The organism is Mycobacterium sp. 4D054 (assembly GCF_052245755.1).
Lineage (GTDB): Bacteria > Actinomycetota > Actinomycetes > Mycobacteriales > Mycobacteriaceae > Mycobacterium.
The window spans coordinates 12934-33158 of the sequence record NZ_JBQQCF010000025.1 but is presented as its reverse complement, the minus strand read 5'-3'; the positions used below and the strand labels follow the sequence as shown (position 1 = coordinate 33158).

The following is a 20225-nucleotide window of genomic DNA, read 5'->3' as shown; positions in this document are numbered from 1 at the left end:
CACATGGGGAGTGCCGATGAACCCGATATCCACGGCCTATCGAGGCCTCACCAAGGTCGCCGACGCCACCACCGCCGTGACGGGTGCCGTCGGCGGGGCCGCCGTCAACGGCGTGGTCGGCGGCGTGCAGGGAGCGGCCACCGGCGTCCGTGCCGGCCTGAGTAGCGGCAGTCAGTCCTCCGCCGCCGCGGCGTTGACGCTCGGCGCGATCGGCGCGGCCGGACTGGTCGAATGGCCGGTGCTTCTCACCGTGGGCGGGGCGGCGTTGGTGATACACCAACTGGGCCATCGCACCGAGGAAGCGACGGCCGCCCAACAGGATGGGTCGTCGCCGCCCCGGAAGTCGACCACCCGCAAGGCAACGACCGCGCGGCGCGCCCGCTCTCGGTGACAGGGGCGACCGGCAGAGAACTGGTCGTCCTCGGCACCGCCAGCCAGGTCCCCACCCGGCATCGCCACCACAACGGATACCTGCTGCGCTGGGACGACGAGGGGCTGCTCTTCGATCCCGGTGAGGGAACCCAGCGGCAGATGCTGCTCGCCGGTGTGCCGGTCTCGGCCGTGACCCGGCTGTGCCTGACCCATTTTCACGGCGACCACTGCCTCGGGGTGCCGGGCGTCATCCAGCGGCTGTCGCTGGACGGGGTCACGCGGCCCGTGGAGGCCACCTACCCCGCCTCGGGGCGCGAGTACTTCGCGCGGCTGCGGCAAGCCAGCGCCTTCCACGACGTCACCGACATCCGGGAAAACCCGGTGTCGACCGACGGCGTGATCGCCGCCGGGCCGTTCGGCCGCCTGGAGGCCCGCCGGCTGGACCACCCCGTGGAGGCCATCGGCTACCGACTCGTCGAGGACGACCGGCCGCAGTTCCGGCGGGAGCTGTTGGAGCACTTCGGCATCACCGGACCGGCCGTCGGGGAGCTGCGGCGCGCCGGTGTCCTCGAGACCGGCGCGGGGTCGGTGCGACTGGCCGATGTCACCCGGCTCCGGCGCGGACAGCGCTTCGCCTTCGTGATGGACACCCGGCTGTGTGACGCGGTCTACGCGCTCGCCGACGGCGCTGACCTCCTCGTCATCGAAGCGACCTTCCTGGAGCGCGACGCCGACCTGGCAGCCCGCCACGGCCACCTCACCGTCAGGCAAGCCGCGGGGGTGGCCGCCGACTGCGGCGTGCGGCGTCTGGTGCTCACCCATTTTTCGCAGCGCTACCCCGATACCGACGAGCACCGGCACGAGGCACGGGAGGTGTTCGACGGCGATCTCGTCATCGCCGAGGAACTGACCCGGATTGAGGTGCCCCGGCGCGGGTAGCCGTGAGGACGACCCGGACGTGCCCACCGGCTGAACACCCCGACCGACGATTCGGCGGCACAAATATCGCTGTGCTATGCATATTTGGTGCCCACCCGCCATGACCAGCGCCGGTGTGCGCCGGCGGCAGGTCGGCGCCCCGATCTGACCACCCGGCTGCCCGCACGCAACGCGCTCGGGTTGATGTTCGACCCCGTCTTCGGCGCGCTGTTCTGGGGCAAGATGTTCGCCGTCGTGGCGGTGTGGACGCACGGCATCGTCGCCGCCATCGTGATGTACGACGCCACGCGATCGGCGCTGATGGTGGGCATGGTCGGCGTGGTGCAGTTCGCACCGCAACTGGTCCTGAGCCCGACGAGCGGTAAGTGGGCCGACACCGGGAACCCGGCGCGTCAGATCCTGCTCGGCCGCGTGCTCTGCATGGCCGGTTCCGGTTCCGTCGCGGCGTGGATGTTCATCCAGCCCGAGCTGACGGGGATGGGCGCGGCTCTTCCCGTGCTGGTCGGGACCACGCTGGTCGGCTTCGGGTTCGTCGTCGGCGGGCCGGCGATGCAGTCGATCGTGCCGACGCTCATCCGGGACGGCGAGCTGCCGACCGCGATGGCGCTCAACAGCATGCCGATGACGATCGGACGGATCATCGGCCCGGCGGCCGGCGCTTACCTCGCCGCGCACATCGGACCGGCGACGGCGTTCGCGGTCAGCACGGTGCTGCACTTGGTGTTCGCGCTGTTCCTGCTCGCCGTGCGTTTCCCGGCCCCGCCACAGCGGCGCTCGGGCACCGACTACCGCGTACGGGTCGCCGTGCGCTACGTGTTCGGCGACCGCCCGCTGCTGCTGGCCCTGCTCGCGGTCACGACCGTCGGCATCGTGTCCGACCCGTCCATCACGTTGACCCCGTCGATCACCGACGCGCTCGGCGGCGATGCCTCGATGGTGGGGACGTTGTCGGCGGTGTTCGGGGTCGGCGCCGCGGTCGGGATGATCGCGCTGGCGCTGCTGCGCGGCCGTATCGCCTCGGCGACGGTGTCGTCGATCGGGATGGCCACCCTGGGTCTCGGCAGTGCGGTCCTGGCGGCCGCCGTGCACCCCTGGTTGGCGTTCGTCGGCTTCGTGATCTCCGGTTTCGGGTTCGGCTGCGCGTTGACCGGGCTGGGCACCGTCGTACAGGAACGCGCGCCCGAGGAGTTACGCGGGCGGATCATGGCGCTGTGGCTGGTCGGCTTCCTCGGCTCGCGCCCGATCGCCGCGGCGGTGCTCGGCGGCACCGCCGACGCGCTGAACGTGTACGCGGCATTCGGTGTCGCGGCGGCCCTGGCCGTGGTGGTGACGGTGCTGTGCCGGCCGGCGAAACTGGTCGGACCACTCCCTAGTTAGGGCGGCGACGTCCGGTCAACTCCGCGATGGTGTTGATCTCGCTGTCCCGGTACGGGGTGCCGTCGGTTTTCAGCAGATCGTGAAACCACACTCCGGGCGGTCCGGGAACCGGCCGGTCCCACGAGTCCCACGGCAGGAAGGTCTGGGTCTTGCCCGCGACGAAGCCCCAAGTGAACGCGCCGACATTGCGTCGCTTGGTGATCGGCAGAATCGACTCCACGGTGCTGTTCAGCGTGCGGGCCATGTACTCGGTGCACAACATCGGGCGCCCGATCGGCGTCAGTTCCTCCAGCCGCGCCTCGAAGCCCTTGGGGTCGGCATAGCTGTGGAAGGTGATCACGTCGGACAGGTCGAGCTGGATCCGGTTGATCTCGTTGCGGCGCGCCGGATCTCCCCATTCGCCGTCCCAGACTCCGCTGGTCAGCGGTTGGATCGGGTCGACCGAGCGGGCCCAACCGAAGACCTGCGGCAGCAGTTCGGCCACCCGCTCCACCTTGTCCCTGCGTTCGACGTCCTTGTACGCGTCAGCGGGGTTGTCGGGCTCGTTCCACAGGTCCCAGCCCAGGACCCGCCGGTCGTGCCGGAACTGGCTGAGCACCCCCACCACGTAGTCCCTCATGACGCGGTGGTGCCGCGGATCGCTGAGGTGGTCGGCGCCGGGACTCTGCACCCAGCCCGAGTTGTGCACGCCCGGTGTCGGGTTGCGCTGCTGCCCCAGCCGCGGGTGCGGATCCCAGCAGGAGTCGAACAGCACGAACAACGGCTTGATGCCGTGGTGAGCCGCGATGTCGACGAACCGGGCCAGCCGCCGCTGGAACCCGACCCGGTCCTGCACCCACAGCAGGTCGTGCAGGAATACGCGAACGGTGTTGAGCCCGATCAGCTTTGCCATGCGCAGCTCGGTGTCGATGCGCCGCGGATCGAAGGTGCCCGGCTGGAACATCTCGAGCTGATTGATCGCGTTGGCCGGGATGAAGTTCGCGCCGACGAGCCAGCCCTGCGCCCGGTGCCACCGGTGTGCCCGGTCGGGCGACCACCGCGCCAGCTCCGCCGACGCGCGGGGCACGCTCGTCAGCACGGCGCCCGCGGCCAGTACGGCGGGCAATTTGAGCGCAGAGCGACGATCCAGCAGGGCTTCAGACGGCAACGTGCAATCCTTCGGTGCGAAGATCGGTGATTCGCCGCCGGACCACGCTGCAACGTCGATGAGAGCGTGCCGGGCAAGTCGACGACCGCCTGTGTATCGACGCCCCCGGCGAGCCCGTTACAGCCGCAGGTCATGCCGTGAATTCGGGACCTCAACGCACAGAACCAATTTCGCTGAATGGATAGCAGTGGCCACCGTGATTGACGGTCGCGAAAGCCGGTGTCCTGAGAACCGCGAGTCGACATTGCCCGCCCGGCTGCTTAAGGTCGGAAGATGGCCGACTTCGTTCGGTCTGTGTGAGGAGGCACTATGGGGGAGAGCACACCCCTGGACATCGCCTCGGAGTACGACGCAGCCTGGGGATCGGTTCCCCACCCGGTGCTCGTGGTCGACGGGGCCGGAATGGTCCGGACCTCGAGTGAATCCGCGCGAACCGTGTTGCCGGAGCTCATCTCCGGCGGTGCGCTCGAAGACGTGGCACCGGCATGGCTGGCAGGCGCGCATCAGCGCCTGGCCAAAGTGTCCGGAAGTGTGGACGGGCGGGAGTTCGAGGCGCACCCGACGACGTTGCCCGGTGGCGAGGTCGCCTGGTGGCTGGTCGAAGATTCCGCCCGCTCGGCCCGGGAAGCACGGCAGGCGCTGACGGTGGAACGGGAACGCGCGGCGTTCCTCGACGATGCGTCCGCGGTGCTGATGGCCTCGCTGAACATCGACCGTTGCATGGAGGCGACCGTCCAGATGGCCGCACGCCACCTCGCCGACGCCGCTGTCCTCGTCGCCCCCAGCTCCGGTGGGCGCGTCCCCGTCGTGTGCAGCGGGCCCGACGGCGCCGCGGCGCACCGCGGCGTCGAGGCCGACCCCGCCGACGTGGCCGGGCTCTCCGAAGCCCTGCGCGGATTCCCACCGGTCCCGTCGCGGTGGATCGACCCCACATCCGTTCCCGATTGGCTTGTGCCCGAAGACTTTCCAGGTCCGGTCGGCTCCGTGGTGATCACCCCGCTGCCCGGTCACGGCGTCCCGGCCGGGGCGCTGGTCCTGTTGCGGCGCTCCTCGCAGACGGCGTTCAGTGAGGGCGAAGAGGTGTTCGCCCGGCTGTTCGCGGCCCGCGCCGGTGCGGCGCTGTCGGCGGCTCGGCTCTACGCCGAGCAGTCCGCGATCACGCGCACCCTCATGGAGGAGCTGCTGCCGCCCCGCCTGCACCGCCTTGAGGGCGTCGAGCTCGCCGGCGGCTACCGCGCTTCGGAAGACCATGAGGCCATCGGCGGTGACTTCTACGACGTGCACGTCGGGGCCACGCCCGAGGACGAGACGCTGGTGGTCCTCGGCGACGTCTGCGGCAAGGGACTCGAAGCCGCCGTGCTGACCGGCAAGATCCGCAACACGCTGATGGCGCTGGCACCGCTGGCCGAAGACCACGCCGGGGTACTCAAGCTGCTCAACAGTGCGTTGCTCTCGGTGGAGAGCACCCGGTTCGTCACGCTGGTGATGGCCTCGGTGTCGCGCCGCGACGGGCAGGTGGTGCTGCGTCTGACCTGTGCCGGACATCTGGCCCCGCTGATCGTGCGCACCGACGGCCGTGTGGAGGAGGCCGACACCCGCGGCACGCTGGTCGGCGTGATGCCGCAGATCAAGGCCCGCACCGTGGAAACCACCCTGGCCCCCGGCGAGACCTGCCTGCTCTACACCGACGGCGTCACCGAGGCCCGCGGCGGACCGCTCGGCACCGACATGTTCGGCGAGGAGCGGTTGTCCACAGTGCTGGCGGAATGCGCGGGTCTGCCCGCCGAGGCCGTCGTCGAGCGCGTCATGATGCTCACCAGCCAGTGGGTGAGTCACCGCGCCCACGACGACATCGCCGTGGTCGCCATCACCGCGCCGCGCCGCACGCATCTGAGCGCGGTCGACGGTCACACCGCTGGGAGGTACACCGCGTGAGCGACCGCACCTCTCGCGCCCGTGAACAACTCTGGGCTGCGGCGCTCGACGGTGACGAGTACACCGCGTCGTCGGTCGTGCTGGCCGCGGTCGACGACGGTATGACGGGCGAAGAGGTGCTGCTCGACGTCATCGCGCCGGTGCAGCGTCGGGTCGGCGCCGAATGGGCGGCCAACCGCATCACCGTCGCCCAGGAGCACGCCGCGACCGCGATCAACGACCGCGCGATCGCCGCGCTGTCAAACCATCCGGCCTGCGCATCCAGCGGCGGCGCCGGCCGGGTGACAGTGGCCTGCGTGGACGGCGAATGGCACGCCCTGCCGGCGCGCCTGCTCGCCGAGGTGCTGAAGCTGCGCGGGTGGCACGTCGACTTCCTCGGCGCCCAGGTCCCCACCCCGCATCTGATCGCCCACCTGCACCAGCACGGCCCCGATGCGGTCGCACTGTCCTGCATGATCCCGACCCGGCTGCCCACCGCGCACGCCGCGATCACCGCATGCCAGGCCGCCGGTGTGGCCGTGCTCGCCGGCGGCGCCGCGTTCGGCGCGGACGGGCGTTTCGCCCGCCGCCTCGGCGCCGACGCGTGGGCCGCGGACGCCCGCAGCGCGGCCGCCCTGCTCGGGGACGGCCTGCGCCCGGTCCCGGTCACCGCCACCCACCAACCCGTCGACGACCTGCCCCACCTGGTGGACCAGGAGTACACGATGGTCCGGGATAACAGCGCGCAGTTGATCGCGACCACGGTCCGGGATCTGGAGGACCGCTTCCCGGCAATGCGCGACTACACCGAGGCGCAGCGCCAGCACACCCTCGAGGACATCGCCCACATCGTCGAATTCCTCACCACCGCGCTGTACGTCGACGACGACGAACTGTTCGTCGGGTTCATCACCTGGACCGCCGACATCTTGACCGCCCGCGGCGTGCCGGCGGTTTCGCTGCTACCCGCTCTCGAATCACTCGCCGGGCACCTGCCCGAGTTCCCGCGTGCCCAGCGCCTGCTCAAAGCCGCGCACGCATCCGTCCATCACGTTCCCACCGACAACCCCTCACTCTCCGCATGAAACTCACCCTCACCGTCCACACCGCCGACCAGGCGGCCCGCGTCCGCATCGCCGGAGACCTCGACTACGGCTCCACCCCGCTGCTGCTGGACACGGTTTCCGAGGTGCTGCGCCGGGCCTCCGGGCTCACCGATCTCCACCTGGACTTCACCGATCTGGCCTTCTGCGATTCGGCCGGACTGTCCTCCCTGGTGCTGATCTACAGGCGCACCGCCACCGCCGGCCTGCACCTGCACCTCGACCAGCGGCCGGCGCAGCTCGAGCGGATCCTCGACATCACCGGTCTGCTCAACTTCCTCACCACCCCTGCGGCGCAACAGGAGCCCGGCGAGTCCGACATCGGCTGACGCCGTTTTGCCACAGCCGATCCGGGAAACTCACGGGCATGTCTGTGCGCGTCGCGGTGACCGGTCCCACCGGGGAGATCGGCCTGTCCACCATCTCCGCTCTGGAGGACCACCCTGACGTGGAGTCGATCGTCGGGATGGCCCGCCGGCCTTTCGACCCGGCCGAGCACGGCTGGACCAAGACCACCTACCGGCAGGGCGACATCCTCGACCGCGACGCGGTGCACGCGCTGGTCGCCGACGCGGACATGGTGGTCCACCTCGCGTTCATCATCATGGGTTCGCGGGACGAGAGCGCGCGGGTGAATCTGCAGGGCACCCGCAACGTCTTCGAGGCCGCCGTCGCCGAACCCCGCGTCCGGCGACTCGTCTACACCTCGTCGGTCGCCGCCTACGGCTACCACTCCGACAACCCGGTCCCGATCACCGAGGACGTCCCGACGCGCGGCTCACCGGAGCACTACTACTCCGAGCAGAAGGCCGCGTGCGAGGCGGTGCTGGCCGAGGTAACCATCGGGTCGTCGCTTCAGGTGTACATCCTGCGCCCGTGCATCGTCGCGGGCCCCAAGGCGACCGCGCTGGCCGACGCGATGCCCTGGAACCAGCTTCCCGGGACGGTGCGGCGGGTCACGCAGGCGCTGCCGCTGCTCAAGCCGCCCTTCCCCGACCCCGGCACCCCGCTGCAACTGGTGCACCACGACGACGTTGCCTCGGCGATCGCCGCTGCGGTCACCACCGACTCGGCGCCGCCGGGGGCGTACAACATCGCCGGCGAGGGCGTGCTGTCCATGTCGACCGTGGGTGACGCGCTCGGCGCCAGGCCGGTGAAGGTCCCGCACGCCGCGGCCACCGCCACCTCCGAGGTGATCGCGCGGTTGCCGTTCGTCCCGTCGATCCTGGAATGGCTGCACGCCGGCCGCACCTCCGTGGTGATGGACACCACCAAGGCCAGGGAGCAACTGGGATGGCAGCCCACCTTCACTGCCGCGGAGACACTTCGGGCGCTGGCGAGTGCCGCGGGGAATGCGTGATGGAAACCGCGGAGTACGCGCCGGGGCGCGCGGTCGACCTGTACGGCGACCCGGCGGCGCCGACGGTGCTGCTCTGGCACGGCACCCAGACCGACGCGCGGGCCACCGTCCGGGTGCTCGCGGGTCTTCTCGCCGAGCGGGGCCGGAGTGTGGTTGTCCCGGACTGGGATTCGCACGGCCCCGACGGCGGACGAACGGATCTGCTGGAGTCCGCTCGGTTTGCCTCCTCGTGGTCGCGCAGCCGGGAGCCGCTCACGCTGGCGGGCTGGTCACTCGGCGGTGTCGCGGCGGCCGGCCTCACCGTGGCCGCCGAGAGCCACGGCGTCGCACTTACGCACACCGTGTGCCTGGCGGGGGCCTTCATGGCACGCGACCCGATCTCCGGCGCAGACGTCACCGCACAGCTTGAGAACCCGGCGGCGCGGACACCGTTCACGCTGCTCCATGGCACCGCCGACGACGTCGTTCCCCTATCGGCGAGCCGGACGTTCGCCGCGTCGCTGCAGAATTCCGGTTGGCCCGTGCGGCTGCGGGAGCTCGACGCCGACCACGGCGACATCGCCGGTGCCCGATACGATGCCGCGGCCGACCGGTACGCCCCCGCCGATGATCCGGCGACTGCGCGCACCGCCGCCCAGGTCGCCGATCTCATCACCGCGACACCGGCTCCGGCGGGTTAGCTGCCGTGACGATCACCCTGGCTCCTGGCTGACCACCAGCGCCGTCAGCGCCGACCGTATCCGGTCCGGGATCGGAACTGCTTGCCGCCGTTGACGTTCGACGAAGACATGGACGAAGTGACCATACGCCACCGCGTCCTCGCCGGTGGCCGTGAAGATCGCCACGCCGTAGGTCACCGAACGGTTGGTGAGCCTGTCCACCCGCAACCCGGCCCGCAGGTCATCCGGGTAGGCCACCGGGGCCAGGTACGCGCATTTCGACTCCACCACCAGGCCGATCACCGGTGCGGTGTGGATGTCCAGGCCGCCTTCGTGGATCAGGAAGTGGTTCGCCACGGTGTCGAAGTAGCTGTAGTACGTCACGTTGTTGACATGGCCGTAGACGTCATTGTCCATCCACCGGGTGGTGATCGGCACGAAGTACCGGTAGTCGGCGATGCGGTGGGTCACGGGCGCCGTCGGTTCGCTCACCAGTAGCTCATCGCGTGCCGGAAAGTGTTGGCCAGCAATGCCTTGTCGACATCCAGCGGGGCGTTGCCGAGGAGTCGCTGCTGGGGCCACGCACCCTCGGCGAGGGCGTCGGCGTCGGCCTGGGAGTAGCCGACACCGGCCAGACCGTTGGGCATCCCGACCGCCTGCATGATCGTCACGAGGTGGTCGGCCAGCACGGTCCCGGCGTCGTCGGGCGCGGCCCCGACAGTGTCCGCCCCGAGGTGCGCTGCCGCGTCGAGGTGCCGCGGCGGGTCCAGCGGCGCGGTGGCCAGGAACGCCGCGGGCGCGTTCAGGATCACCGACATCCCGTGCGGCACAAGGGGTTCGTCGCCAGGGTAGCCGTCGGGGTGAAACCCGCGCACCTGCCCGGCCACGGCGTAGGCCATCGCGTGCGGGATGTGCACTCCCGCGTTGCCGAACGCGATACCCGCCAGCGTCGCCGCCCACATCACCTGCTCGCGGGCCTCCCGGTCGGCGCCGTCGGTGACGGCCCGCTGCAGGTACCGGCCGAGCAGTCGCAGCGCCTCCACGCTGCCCAGGTCGCTCCACGGGTTGGCGCCCTGGCTCATCGGCCGCTGGCTGGGTCTGCCGGGTGCGGCGCGGCGGTGATAGGGCCGCGCGGTGTAGGACTCCAGCGCGTGGGAGAGCACGTCGAGGCCGCTGCAGGCCACCACGTTTGCGGGCAGGGTGTCGGTGCAGTCGGGGTCGACCAGTGCTTCGGTGGGGCGCAGCGCCGGTGAGGCGATGCCGGTCTTGGCCGCCATCGACAGCAGGTCGAAGATCGCGATGCCGGTGACCTCGCTGCCGGTGCCCGAGGTGGTCGGGCACGCGAGGTGCGGCTGCAGCGGGCCCGGAACCGCGGCGCCGGCGCCGACCGGGGCGTTGACGTACTCCAGGAAGTCGGCGGGGTGACTGGCGTAGAGGTTGGCCGCCTTGGCGGTGTCGATGACCGAACCGCCGCCGACGGACACGTAACCGTCCGCGGCCACCTCGGTCGCGAATTCCGCTGCCTGCTTAAAGGATTCGTCGGTGGGTTCGACCCGGACGTCGGTGTAGGCGACGATGTCGATGCCGGCGCCCCGCAGGGACCGCTGCACCGTGTCGAAGATCTCCAGCTCGGCGACCGTCGGGTCGGTGAACAACGCGACCCGCGCGACGCCCAGCGCGTTGACCCGGTCACCGGCCTCACGCAGGCAGCCTCGCCCGAAAGTGATCCGTGACGCGTCGACGGTGAACGCGGTGTCCCCTGCGCCCCCCACACCGTTGTGCTGGCAGCAACTCATCCTGCCGATTGTCCACGACCGCCGCTCACCGATGCCACCGAACGCCGGCCGCGCGGCGACGCGGCGGCGGGCCCCAGCCAGCGGGACAGGAAGGTGCGCAGTTCCGTGCCGGCGTGCGGTGGACTGCCGGGGTCCAGCAGCAGAGAGTGAATCGAGCGCAGCCCGAACTCGGCGAGCTGATCGAGGGCGATTTCGTCGAAACCGTGTGCTTCCCAGTCGACGTCGAGACGGTGCAGCAGCGCCCGGCCGAACGCGCGGGCGGTGTCGGAGGTGATCGACGGGACCGCGCCGCCGCGGCCGCGCTGGTGGAACACGAACTCGATCGTGTCGTCGTGGGCCAGCGCCTCGACGGCGTACGCAACACCCTCGACCATCGCGGCGGCAGGATCGGTGTACCCGCTCAGGTGCGCGGCGAGCCGGTCGAGGAATCCGTCGGCGGACCGCATCGCGCAGGCCATCAACAGCGCGTCGGTGCTCGGAAAGTACCGGTACACGGTCTGCCGGGTCACGGCGAGTTCACGTGCCACGTCGGCGATGCGCATCGCCGATCCGCGGTCGGCGATGATGGTGTCCGCGGCGTTTAGGATGCGGTCGATCGCCTCCTCGTCGGAGGCGGGCGTGTTACCGCCCCACCCGTGGCTGCGCACGCGGCCATCCTAACCTGCGGCCAGTCGCGCTCTTTCGGTCATGGAGGCCACCACGCCGCCGTCGTTGAGGATGTCGGTGCCGGTCAGATAGCCGGCCTTGGAGCTGGCGCAGAACGCGAGCAGAGCCGCCATCTCCTCCGGCTTGCCCCAGCGCGGGACCGCAGCGTCGGCGACCAGGGCACCGGCGCCGGCCTGCTCTTCGAGCCGGCCCATCTCCGTGTCGACCGAACCCGGCGACACCGACACGACGCGCAGGCCGCGGGTGTTGAACCGCTCGGCCTGCGAACTGCTGTACCAGCGGACGAAGGCCTTGCTGAACGCATAGGAGATACCGGACCGGGCTTCCTCGGGAGCGAGCTCGCAGGCCCGCAGCATCTCGGTCAGGAACGCGTCGGGGTCCTGCAATGCCAGCGGGAAGGTTGCGGTGGGGATCAGTTCGGCCGGCACCAGGTGCGCCGCCATCGAGGCCACGTTGACCAGCGCGGCGCCCTCTCCGGCCATCGTGAAGAAAACCTCCCCGACGTTGACGGTGCCCGACGCGTTGGTCCGCATCACGTACTCGGCGTCGCCCATGCTGGGGCTCACCCCGGCCGTGTGGATGACCGACGTAAGCGTGCCGAGGCCCGCCACCGTCGTGAACAGCCGTTCGACGGCGTCCCGGTCGGTGACATCGCAGTTGACCGCGTGCACGTCGACCCCGCGCCCGGTCAGCTCGACTGCCGCAGCGTCGAGCCGGTCCTGCCGGACGTCGGCCAGGACCACCGCGTGGTCCTCACCGACGAGTCGGGCGGTGGCCGTGCCCATGCCACCCGCGCCGCCGGTGATTAACGAAACTGCACTCATCTGTAAACCTCCTCGGGACATTCAACACTGCGGTCCAGCGGCGCGGAAGCCGGCCGTCGGTACTTTCGAGAGATGTCCGACGTCCCGGCCGACGCAGTTGAAGAGGCCGCCCACCCGCGGCGCCGCTCCCCCGGTCGCTGGCGCCGCGTGGCGGTGGTGCTGGCGATCATGCTGCTGCTGTTCGGGGTGCCGTGGTCGACGCTGGTGCTCGGCGGGGCGGCGTGGCCGGTGGCCGGCGTGGCCGCGGGCACGCTCGGGTTCGTCGCCGCGTTCGCCGCGCTGCCGCTGTTGATGCGCCTCGGGCACGGCCGCACACGTCGCGACGGCGCTGCCGCGGCCGGCGACGCGCTGCTGGGCGCGATCTGGGTGTTGTTCACCTGGTCGGTGCTGGGTCAGCTGCTCGAGCTGCTGCTGTGGGCCGGCGGCGTCGCCGACCCGACCCGGTCGCGGATCGCCACCGTCGTGGTGGTGGCCGTGACCGTGGTGCTGCTGGGCTGGGGTCACGTCGAGGCGATGCGGGTGCCGCGGGTCAAGCGGCTCGACGTGACGCTCCCGAGGCTCGGTCTCGGGCTGGACGGCCTGCGGGTGGTGATCATCACCGACACCCACTACGGGCCGATCAACCGTGCCCGCTGGTCGGCGGGCGTGGTGGAGCGGGTCAACACCCTCGAAGCCGATGTGGTCTGCCACGTCGGTGACATCGCCGACGGGACAGCGGCGACGCGCGACGCCCAGGCCGCGCCGCTGGCGTCGGTGCGCGCCGCATCGGCCCGCGTCTACGTGACCGGCAACCACGAGTACTTCAGCGAAGCCCAGGGCTGGCTCGACTACATGGACCGCATCGGCTGGGAGGTGCTGCACAACCGGCACGTGGTGGTGGAGCGCGACGGTGACCGGCTCGTCGTCGCGGGCATCGACGACGCCACCGCGTCGGGCTCGGGCATCCGTGGCCACGGCGCGGACCTCGACACCGCGCTGGCCGGCGCCGACCCTTCACTTCCGGTGCTGCTGCTGGCCCATCAGCCCAAGCAGGTCACGCATGCCGTGCGCGGCGGAGTCGATCTGCAGATCTCGGGGCACACCCACGGTGGTCAGATCTGGCCGTTCAATTTCCTGGTGCGGCTCGAACAGCCGGTGGTGCACGGACTGAGCACGCACGGCGAGCGGACTCAGCTGTACACGAGCCGGGGCACCGGGTTCTGGGGTCCGCCGTTCCGGGTCTTCGCGCCGAGCGAGATCACCTTGATGACGCTGCGCAGCTGTTAGGCAAGATACCTGCGTGTCCTCTTCGCTGGGCGATGTGCTCGCCTCCATGCAGCTCGACCGGGCCGGCGCGACGTCGTTCGTCGGCGCGCAGCTGCCCGCTCCCGCCAACCACATTCTGGGCGGCCACATTTGCGCCCAAGCACTGTTGGCGGCCAGCCTCACCGCTGGGGACCGCACGCCCCACAGCGTGCACACCTATTTCCTGCGCCCCGGTGACGCCCGGCTGCCCGTCGCCTTCGAGGTGACGAGTCTGCAAGAGGGGCGCACGTTTTCGGCGCGACGGGTGACCGCCCGCCAGGGTGAGGAGATCCTGCTGGAGGCGATGTCGTCGTTCAAGTCGCCGACCCCGGCCGGGGTCACCTACCAGCCGCCGTGTCCCGTTGTGGCACAACCAGATTCGTTTCCGCGGGTGCCTCCGCATTTCGCGGAGTCCGACGGTGTCAGCAAGGGCATGTGGGCCAGCCTGCGTTGGTTCGAGCGGCGCATCGTCGACGCCGACACCGCCCCACCTGCCCACTCGCTGATCTGGTGGCGGCCCGACGGTGCGGTCCCTGACGACCCGGCGCTGACGGCGTCGCTGGTGGCGTATCTGTCGGCGGTCACGCTGACCGAACCGGCCTATGCCGCGCGAGGCGGGATCTCGGCTGCGGCTCAGCGTGACCACTCGGTGTGGTTCCACGCCGCGGCGGACCTGTCGGACTGGCTGCTCTACGACCAGTCCTCGCCCAGCAGCACCGACACGCTCGCGCTCGCCGGCGGGACGATGTTCAACCGCTCTGGCGAGCTGGTGTGCACGGTGCGCCAGGAGATGTACTTCCCGCCTCCGCGGCGCTGACATGGCTGTGCAGTCGTGGCATCGCGGACGGCTCACCGACGAGCAGGCCGCACGCCTGGCCCGCTGGCTCCCCGGTGCGCGTCTGCGCCGCGATCTGAGTTGGGGACTCGTCGATACCGTCGTCCTCGACGTGGACTCCGAACGCGGCAGGGTGGTGGTCAAGGCCGGCGGAGCGCAGAACCACCACATCGGCCGCGAGATCACCGCCTTCGAGGGGTTCACCGGATGCCTGGCCGCGACCGGACACGCCGCCGAGCTGTTGCACTGTGACCGCACGGCGAACCTTCTCGTCGTGCGGTACCTGGACGGGTCGTTGGTGTCGGGCTCCGACGCTGAATTCGCCGCCGAGACGTACCGGCAGGCGGGAAGGTTGGCCCGGGTATTCCACGGTCAGGCTCGACGCACCGATCCCGACTGGGAAGCGGCCGCCGTGACGAAATCGTTGAGCTGGCTCGGCGAGCCCCATCGGATCCCGCAGCACATCGCCACGCGGCTGCGCAGCATCCTGACGGGGTACCGGCCGCGGGAGGTGGTCGTCGTGCCCACCCACGGTGACTGGCAACCGAGGAACTGGATCGTCGACGGGGGCGTCACAAGGGGCACAATCAAGGTCATCGACTTCGGCCGTTTCGCGTGGCGGCCCGCGATCACCGACTTCTGTCGGCTCGCCGCGCGGCACTGGCGGGACGACCCCCGGCTGGAAGCCGCGTTCTTCGCCGGATACGGTGACGACCCCCGGCACCCCGAGCAATGGCGGATGTCGGCCCTGCACGAAGCGATCGGCACCGCCGTCTGGGCACATCACGTGGGCGATGAGACATTCGAGCGTCAGGGCCATCGGATGATCGCGGAGGCGCTGGCACTCTTTTGATCGTGAAGGTCAACTCTCGGTAAGGGCTTTGAGGTTCTTGACGGTCTTGTCCATGATGCGGCCGACCTGCCGCGAGGCCACCCGGTCGGCAATCAGGCCCAGCAGTCCGCCGGGCGCCTCATAGGACAGCCGAAATGTCACCTTGGTCCGACCCGGGCCGTTCTCCCGCAGTCGGAACCGGCCGCGTAACCCCACGCCGGTGATGCCGATGAACGCGAGGTCGCGGGCCTCGTCGAACTCGGTGACCTCGATAACCCCGCCGATCGGGACGGAGCCGACTTTCCAGTGCACGGTGTAGCGGGACCCCACACCGACCGGCCCCTCGGTGATGATCTCCCACCGCTCCAGGCTGGCCATGAATTCCGGGTAGCAGCCGGGGTCGCTGACGTGCTTCCACACGATGTGCGGATCGACGTCGATGATGACGCTTCGCTGCAGCCGCATCCGCCTGCCCCCTTAACCGATCACCGGGAAGCGTCGCTCGGAGGCCAGCCGGTCGACCGCCGACTGGAGCGCACCCTCGACCTTGGTGTGGATGGTGTCGTCGTCTCCGGCGGCGATCTCGTCGGGCGCGATCGGGTCCTGCACCTCGATGGTGATCTTCGTCGGCAGCGGCAGTCTCGGCACCATGTCGCTGACGGCCAGTCCCCACGGGGGAGCTAACAGTATCGGGACGCTCTTGAGCCGGGCGATCTTGTCCACCATCAGCAACCTGGCCAGCCACTGTCCACGGTCGAGGAACAGCGCCGCCTCCTGGCCGCCGACGCTGGCGATCGGGACGATCGGCACACCGGCTTCGCGGGCCAGCTTCACATACCCCTTGCGACCGCCGAAGTCGACCTCGTGCCGCTTCCAGGACGGCCGGAAAACCTCGTAGTCGCCGCCCGGATAGACCAGCAGCGCACCGCCGGACGTCAGCGCGAGGGTGGCGTTGTCGTGGTTGGCGGCGACGGTGCCGAACTTGCGCAGCGAGCCGAGACCGGGCATGGAGACCACCAGGTTGTGGGCCAGCTGGAAGAACGGGCGCTCCACGCCGAAGTAGGAGCAGAACGCCAACGTGAACACGAAGGTGTCGGGCGGCAGGTTCCCGCCGCTGTGGTTGCCGACCAGCAGCACCGGGCCGTCGGGCGGGATACGGTCGAGGCCGCAGACGTCGGCACGGAAGTACAGCGAGGCCAGCAGCCAGAGCCCCGGGAGCTGCTCGCGGATGTAGTCGGCGTCGCGCTGATCGAGATCAGCCTTCGGCACGCGCGCAGAAACCTCGTGTTTGACCCACTCGAGGACATCACCGAACCCCGCCATGGAAGGGCTATTGACGGCGGCGGCCTTCGGCAAACCTGGCAGGCTGGACCCCGATGTCCGCGCTGATCGAAGACCTGTCCGCCCTGCGTGCCCTCGGCGACGACGCCGACGCCTTGTTCACCACGTTCTCCGCGTGGGCCGAGACCAATGGCACCGCGCTGTACCCGGCGCAAGAGGAGGCACTGATCGAGCTGGTCAGCGGCGCCAACGTGATCCTGGCCACCCCGACCGGGTCGGGCAAGTCACTGGTCGCGACGGGTGCGATCTACGCGGCCCTGGGCGCCGGCCGGCGCAGCTACTACACCGCCCCGATCAAGGCGCTGGTCAGTGAGAAGTTCTTCGCGCTGTGCGACGTGTTCGGGGCGGCCAATGTCGGCATGCTGACCGGCGACGCCGCGGTCAACGCGGACGCGCCGATCATCGCGTGCACCGCGGAGATCCTGGCCAACATCGCGCTACGTGAGGGACCCGACGCCGATATCGGGTTGTGCGTGATGGACGAGTTCCATTTCTACGGCGATCTCGACCGCGGCTGGGCGTGGCAGGTGCCGCTGCTGGAGCTGCCGCGCGCGCAGTTCCTGCTGATGTCGGCGACGCTCGGTGACGTGACGTACCTGCGGGAGGATCTCACCCGGCGCACCGGGCGGACGACCGCGCTGGTCGCCAACGCGCAACGCCCGGTCCCGCTGTACTTCTCCTATGCGACCACCCCGATGCACGAGACGATCCAGGAACTCGTCGACACCAAGCAGTCCCCGATCTACGTCGTGCACTTCACCCAGGCCTCGGCGCTGGAACGGGCGCAGGCGTTGATGAGCGTGAACGTCAGCACCAAAGCCGAGAAGGCCGCGATCGCCGACATGATCGGTGCGTTCCGTTTCTCCTCGGCGTTCGGGTCCACGCTGTCGCGGCTGGTCCGGCACGGCATCGGGGTGCATCACGCCGGCATGCTGCCCAAGTACCGGCGCCTCGTCGAGCAGTTGGCGCAGGCCGGACTGCTCAAGGTCATCTGCGGCACCGACACTCTCGGCGTCGGGATCAACGTCCCGATCCGCACGGTGGTGTTCTCGGCACTGTCCAAGTACGACGGCACCCGCACGCGGCTGCTCAACGCCCGCGAGTTCCACCAGATCGCCGGTCGCGCGGGCCGGGCCGGATTCGACACCGCGGGCACCGTCGTGGTGCAAGCGCCCGATCACGAGGTGGAGAACCTCAAACAGTTCGCCAAAGTGGCCGACGACCCGAAGAAACGCCGGAAACTGGTGCGTCGCAAGGCACCCGAGGGCATGGTGCCGTGGAGCGAGGCGACGGTGAAGCGGCTGGTCGACGCCGCGCCGGAACCGTTGACCAGCCACATGCGGGTGACTACGGCGATGATCCTCGACGTGGTGGACCGCCCCGGCAATCCGTTCGAGGCGATGCGCCGGCTGCTCACCGACAACCACGAACCGCGCAACCGGCAGCTGCGCCTGATCCGGGAAGCTGTCGGGATCGCGCGCTCGCTGATCCAGGCCGGCGTCGTGGAGCGGCTCGCCGAACCGGAACCCGACGGGAGGCGATACCGGCTCACCGTCGACCTGCCTCCCGACTTCGCACTCAATCAGCCGCTCTCGACATTCGCGCTGGCCGCGATCGGCCTGCTCGACGCGAACGCGGAAAGCTATGCCCGGGACGTCGTTTCAGTGATCGAGGCGACGCTGGAGGATCCCCGGCAGATCCTGGCCGCGCAGCTGAACAAGGCCAGAGGTGTAGCGGTCGCGCAGATGAAGGCTGACGGCATCGAATACGACGAGCGGATCGAACTGCTCGATGACGTCACCTACCCCAAGCCGCTGGCCGAGCTGCTGGAGCACGCGTACGAGGTGTACCTGCAGAGCAATCCGTGGGCCGCCGACGGGAAGCTGTCGCCGAAGTCGGTCGTGCGGGAGATGTGGGAGCGGGCCTTCACCTTCCGCGAGTACGTCAGCGTGTACGGGCTGACCCGTTCCGAGGGCGCGGTACTGCGCTATCTGTCCGATGCGTTCAAGGCCCTGCGGTCGGGCGTGCCGGCGGCGGCGCGCACAGAGGAGCTGACCGATATCGTCGAGTGGCTCGGTGAGCTTGTGCGCCAGGTCGATTCGAGTCTGCTCGACGAGTGGGAACAGCTCACGAGGCCGGATCAAAGGATGGACGCCCCGGTGGCGGTGCCGGCGCGCCCACGACCGCTGACCGCCAACGAGCGGGCGTTCACCGCGATGATCCGCAACGCACTGTTCCGCCGGGTCGAGCTGTTCGCCCGCGAGCGCTGGGACGAGCTCGGAGCCCTCGACGCGGGGTCCGGGTGGACCGCGGCGCGCTGGCAGGACGTCGGGGACGAGTACTTCGACGAGCACGACGACGTCGGAACCGGCCCCGACGCGCGCGGGCCGGCGCTGCTCATCTTCGACCGGCAGCGCGACGTGTGGCGGGTGCGGCAGATCCTCGACGATCCGGCCGGGGATCACGACTGGGGTATCGAGGTCGAGGTGGACCTCGAGGCGTCCGACGACGAGGGTGCGGTGGTGCTTCGGGTGCTGGACGCCGGACGGCTGTGACGGCCGTCTCTGTACCCGAAATCACAGGTCAGCGGTTTGATTAACGTGCCCGTAACACGGACCATGGGAGATGTCCGGCCGACGGGCGATCCTCGTTGCCCGGACCCCCAATCACAAGAATCAGGAGCCCCCGCCATGTCTCTCGCGCAGTACCGTGCCGCCCGCCAGATCGCTCGTGATCGGCGGCGCCTCTACGCACGGATTGCGTCGATGCCGCATTCGGCGGTCCGCGACGAGCTGGTCGCGGTCGCGCAGCGGTACGAGACGATCGAGCGCTGAGCGGGCCTCAGCCCCGGTAGCGGGCCACCTGCTCGGCATACTCGTCGAGCAGCCTCAGCGACTCGTCGCGCGACGTGGTCGGGAGCAGCAATCGCAGCTCGCTGAAGCCCAGTTCCTCTGTGGCACGCCAGTACTCGGGATCGACCGGGGTGCCGAACGTCGACAACGGCACCTCGTGCCGGGCACCTTCGCGAAGCTGGTCGATGCGCTTCTTCAGCCGCTCGACCGGCAGCGGGTTGGCGATCCAGCCGGCCTCGTGTCTGATGATCCGTTTGACGGTCGCGTCGGAGTCGCCGCCGATCAGGATGGGCGGGTGCGGCTTGCGCACCGGCTTGGGTCGCATGTAGGACGCGTCGAAGTTGACATACCTGCCGTGGTATTCGGCAGGGTCGGCAGTCCACAAGACTTTGATGGCCTCAATCCGTTCGTCCAGCAGCGCGCCTCGCGTCTTCGGGTCGGTGCCGTGGTGACGCAGCTCCTCGATGTTCCAGCCCGCGCCGACGCCGAACACGAAGCGGCCGTGGGACAGGACGTCAAGACTGGCCCCTTCCTTGGCCGTCGTGATCGGGTCTCGCTGGATGAGCAGGGCTATCGCGGTGACCAGCTCGATGGTGGAGGTGACGGCGGCCGCGGCCGCCAAGGTGACGAACGGATCCAGGGTCCGGTAGTACACCGCCGGCAGCTCGCCGCCCCCCGGGTACGGCGACTCCCGGCTGGCCGGAATGTGGGTGTGCTCGGCGACCGCCAGTGACGTGAAGCCTCGGTCCTCCACCGCGCGGGCAAGGGACACCGCGTCGATGGTGTCGTCGTTGACGAACGTCGAGATACCGAATCGCAGCGCAGCCATCCCTCGAGGCTATGCCTGTCGGCCAAACATGTCGTGGCCGGATTGATATCGAAGTTTGCCTCATTGGTCACATGGGTAACATCAGTCACAGCGCT

The 20225-nt window shown here is 69.7% G+C and carries 21 protein-coding genes; 13 read left to right on the top strand and 8 right to left on the bottom strand.

The genetic code is table 11. The features are described 5' to 3' along the window. Positions 1-16 precede the first annotated feature (16 nt). The 3 genes from ACTWP6_RS18325 (at position 17) to ACTWP6_RS18315 (ending at position 2688) form a co-directional block, all read left to right on the top strand. Positions 17-391: a hypothetical protein gene (locus ACTWP6_RS18325; RefSeq protein WP_260755946.1), complete on the top strand. Its 375-nt coding sequence runs from the start codon at positions 17-19 to the stop codon at positions 389-391. Further along, positions 388-1311: a ribonuclease Z gene (locus ACTWP6_RS18320; protein WP_443188441.1), complete on the top strand. Its 924-nt coding sequence runs from the start codon at positions 388-390 to the stop codon at positions 1309-1311. The genes ACTWP6_RS18325 and ACTWP6_RS18320 overlap by 4 nt, the downstream gene beginning before the upstream one ends. Before the next feature lie 183 nt (positions 1312-1494). Beyond that, entirely contained in the window at positions 1495-2688 is a 1194-nt protein-coding gene (locus tag ACTWP6_RS18315; protein WP_443188469.1) for an MFS transporter, read from the top strand. Here the strand turns inward: ACTWP6_RS18315 and ACTWP6_RS18310 are convergent. Further along, the gene (locus ACTWP6_RS18310; protein WP_396885352.1) at positions 2681-3817 is read right to left on the bottom strand and encodes a 1,4-beta-xylanase; all 1137 of its coding nucleotides are present in this window, start codon (positions 3815-3817) and stop codon (positions 2681-2683) included. The genes ACTWP6_RS18315 and ACTWP6_RS18310 overlap by 8 nt on opposite strands. A 327-nt stretch (positions 3818-4144) precedes the next feature. Here ACTWP6_RS18310 and ACTWP6_RS18305 point away from each other — a divergent pair, with 327 nt between their 5' ends. Genes ACTWP6_RS18305 through ACTWP6_RS18285 form a run of 5 tightly spaced genes read left to right on the top strand, consistent with a single transcriptional unit; the run spans position 4145 to position 8892 of the window. Next, positions 4145-5770 (top strand): PP2C family protein-serine/threonine phosphatase, encoded by a 1626-nt coding sequence (locus ACTWP6_RS18305; RefSeq protein ID WP_260755949.1) that lies wholly within the window; start codon positions 4145-4147, stop codon positions 5768-5770. Beyond that, positions 5767-6834 (top strand): cobalamin B12-binding domain-containing protein, encoded by a 1068-nt coding sequence (locus ACTWP6_RS18300; RefSeq protein WP_260755950.1) that lies wholly within the window; start codon positions 5767-5769, stop codon positions 6832-6834. The genes ACTWP6_RS18305 and ACTWP6_RS18300 overlap by 4 nt, the downstream gene beginning before the upstream one ends. Then, positions 6831-7181, top strand: a complete 351-nt coding sequence (locus ACTWP6_RS18295; protein WP_260755951.1) for an STAS domain-containing protein — start codon at positions 6831-6833, stop codon at positions 7179-7181. Before ACTWP6_RS18300 ends, ACTWP6_RS18295 begins: the two co-directional genes overlap by 4 nt. 38 nt (positions 7182-7219) lie before the next feature. Beyond that, on the top strand, positions 7220-8212 hold the full coding sequence (locus ACTWP6_RS18290; protein WP_443188440.1) for an NAD-dependent epimerase/dehydratase family protein: 993 nt from the start codon (positions 7220-7222) through the stop codon (positions 8210-8212). Continuing rightward, a complete protein-coding gene (locus tag ACTWP6_RS18285) occupies positions 8212-8892 on the top strand; it encodes an alpha/beta hydrolase (RefSeq protein ID WP_260755953.1) in 681 nt (226 codons plus the stop codon). Before ACTWP6_RS18290 ends, ACTWP6_RS18285 begins: the two co-directional genes overlap by 1 nt. Before the next feature lie 12 nt (positions 8893-8904). On the opposite strand, the gene ACTWP6_RS18280 is transcribed toward ACTWP6_RS18285, so the two are convergent. The 4 genes from ACTWP6_RS18280 to ACTWP6_RS18265 all read right to left on the bottom strand — a co-directional run bounded on the left by ACTWP6_RS18280 (position 8905) and on the right by ACTWP6_RS18265 (position 12157). Next, positions 8905-9288, bottom strand: coding sequence for an acyl-CoA thioesterase (locus ACTWP6_RS18280; RefSeq protein ID WP_260757864.1), 384 nt, complete (start codon positions 9286-9288; stop codon positions 8905-8907). A 71-nt stretch (positions 9289-9359) separates the two neighbouring features. Further along, positions 9360-10667 (bottom strand): hydroxyacid-oxoacid transhydrogenase, encoded by a 1308-nt coding sequence (locus tag ACTWP6_RS18275; RefSeq protein WP_443188439.1) that lies wholly within the window; start codon positions 10665-10667, stop codon positions 9360-9362. Continuing rightward, the gene (locus ACTWP6_RS18270) at positions 10664-11314 is read right to left on the bottom strand and encodes a TetR/AcrR family transcriptional regulator (RefSeq protein WP_443188438.1); all 651 of its coding nucleotides are present in this window, start codon (positions 11312-11314) and stop codon (positions 10664-10666) included. Before ACTWP6_RS18270 ends, ACTWP6_RS18275 begins: the two co-directional genes overlap by 4 nt. Before the next feature lie 9 nt (positions 11315-11323). Beyond that, complete coding sequence (locus ACTWP6_RS18265) at positions 11324-12157, bottom strand: SDR family oxidoreductase (protein ID WP_443188437.1); 834 nt, start codon at positions 12155-12157, stop codon at positions 11324-11326. A 72-nt stretch (positions 12158-12229) separates the two neighbouring features. Here ACTWP6_RS18265 and ACTWP6_RS18260 point away from each other — a divergent pair, with 72 nt between their 5' ends. Genes ACTWP6_RS18260 through ACTWP6_RS18250 form a run of 3 tightly spaced genes read left to right on the top strand, consistent with a single transcriptional unit; the run spans position 12230 to position 15129 of the window. After that, positions 12230-13423, top strand: a complete 1194-nt coding sequence (locus tag ACTWP6_RS18260; RefSeq protein WP_443188436.1) for a metallophosphoesterase — start codon at positions 12230-12232, stop codon at positions 13421-13423. Positions 13424-13436: 13 nt separating this feature from the next. Then, positions 13437-14258, top strand: a complete 822-nt coding sequence (locus tag ACTWP6_RS18255; protein ID WP_443188435.1) for an acyl-CoA thioesterase — start codon at positions 13437-13439, stop codon at positions 14256-14258. A gap of 1 nt (position 14259) precedes the next feature. Continuing rightward, positions 14260-15129, top strand: a complete 870-nt coding sequence (locus ACTWP6_RS18250) for a phosphotransferase family protein (RefSeq protein ID WP_443188434.1) — start codon at positions 14260-14262, stop codon at positions 15127-15129. Between the two features lie 9 nt (positions 15130-15138). Here the strand turns inward: ACTWP6_RS18250 and ACTWP6_RS18245 are convergent, their stop codons facing one another. After that, on the bottom strand, positions 15139-15573 hold the full coding sequence (locus ACTWP6_RS18245) for an SRPBCC family protein (protein ID WP_260755959.1): 435 nt from the start codon (positions 15571-15573) through the stop codon (positions 15139-15141). A gap of 12 nt (positions 15574-15585) precedes the next feature. Beyond that, a complete protein-coding gene (locus tag ACTWP6_RS18240; RefSeq protein ID WP_443188433.1) occupies positions 15586-16431 on the bottom strand; it encodes a lysophospholipid acyltransferase family protein in 846 nt (281 codons plus the stop codon). Positions 16432-16484: 53 nt separating this feature from the next. Between ACTWP6_RS18240 and ACTWP6_RS18235 the strand changes: the two genes are divergently transcribed. Both ACTWP6_RS18235 and ACTWP6_RS18230 read left to right on the top strand, forming a co-directional pair. Further along, positions 16485-19004, top strand: coding sequence for a DEAD/DEAH box helicase (locus ACTWP6_RS18235; protein ID WP_443188432.1), 2520 nt, complete (start codon positions 16485-16487; stop codon positions 19002-19004). A gap of 135 nt (positions 19005-19139) precedes the next feature. Further along, positions 19140-19283, top strand: a complete 144-nt coding sequence (locus ACTWP6_RS18230; RefSeq protein ID WP_260755962.1) for a hypothetical protein — start codon at positions 19140-19142, stop codon at positions 19281-19283. A 7-nt stretch (positions 19284-19290) separates the two neighbouring features. Here the strand turns inward: ACTWP6_RS18230 and ACTWP6_RS18225 are convergent, their stop codons facing one another. Beyond that, positions 19291-20121 carry an LLM class F420-dependent oxidoreductase gene (locus tag ACTWP6_RS18225; protein ID WP_260757866.1) on the bottom strand — a complete coding sequence of 277 codons (831 nt, stop codon included), beginning with the start codon at positions 20119-20121 and terminating at the stop codon, positions 19291-19293. Positions 20122-20225: the final 104 nt, after the last annotated feature.

Bases quoted from the DNA above. Each gene is read 5' to 3' on its own strand.
- ACTWP6_RS18325 (WP_260755946.1), top strand. From the start codon at position 17: ATGAACCCGATATCCACGGCCTATCGAGGCCTCACCAAGGTCGCCGAC.
- ACTWP6_RS18315 (WP_443188469.1), top strand. From the start codon at position 1,495: ATGTTCGACCCCGTCTTCGGCGCGCTGTTCTGGGGCAAGATGTTCGCC.
- ACTWP6_RS18305 (WP_260755949.1), top strand. From the start codon at position 4,145: ATGGGGGAGAGCACACCCCTGGACATCGCCTCGGAGTACGACGCAGCC.
- ACTWP6_RS18295 (WP_260755951.1), top strand. From the start codon at position 6,831: ATGAAACTCACCCTCACCGTCCACACCGCCGACCAGGCGGCCCGCGTC.
- ACTWP6_RS18290 (WP_443188440.1), top strand. From the start codon at position 7,220: ATGTCTGTGCGCGTCGCGGTGACCGGTCCCACCGGGGAGATCGGCCTG.
- ACTWP6_RS18285 (WP_260755953.1), top strand. From the start codon at position 8,212: ATGGAAACCGCGGAGTACGCGCCGGGGCGCGCGGTCGACCTGTACGGC.
- ACTWP6_RS18280 (WP_260757864.1), bottom strand. From the start codon at position 9,288: ATGGACAATGACGTCTACGGCCATGTCAACAACGTGACGTACTACAGC.
- ACTWP6_RS18275 (WP_443188439.1), bottom strand. From the start codon at position 10,667: ATGAGTTGCTGCCAGCACAACGGTGTGGGGGGCGCAGGGGACACCGCG.
- ACTWP6_RS18265 (WP_443188437.1), bottom strand. From the start codon at position 12,157: ATGAGTGCAGTTTCGTTAATCACCGGCGGCGCGGGTGGCATGGGCACG.
- ACTWP6_RS18260 (WP_443188436.1), top strand. From the start codon at position 12,230: ATGTCCGACGTCCCGGCCGACGCAGTTGAAGAGGCCGCCCACCCGCGG.
- ACTWP6_RS18250 (WP_443188434.1), top strand. From the start codon at position 14,260: ATGGCTGTGCAGTCGTGGCATCGCGGACGGCTCACCGACGAGCAGGCC.
- ACTWP6_RS18245 (WP_260755959.1), bottom strand. From the start codon at position 15,573: ATGCGGCTGCAGCGAAGCGTCATCATCGACGTCGATCCGCACATCGTG.
- ACTWP6_RS18240 (WP_443188433.1), bottom strand. From the start codon at position 16,431: ATGGCGGGGTTCGGTGATGTCCTCGAGTGGGTCAAACACGAGGTTTCT.
- ACTWP6_RS18235 (WP_443188432.1), top strand. From the start codon at position 16,485: ATGTCCGCGCTGATCGAAGACCTGTCCGCCCTGCGTGCCCTCGGCGAC.
- ACTWP6_RS18230 (WP_260755962.1), top strand. From the start codon at position 19,140: ATGTCTCTCGCGCAGTACCGTGCCGCCCGCCAGATCGCTCGTGATCGG.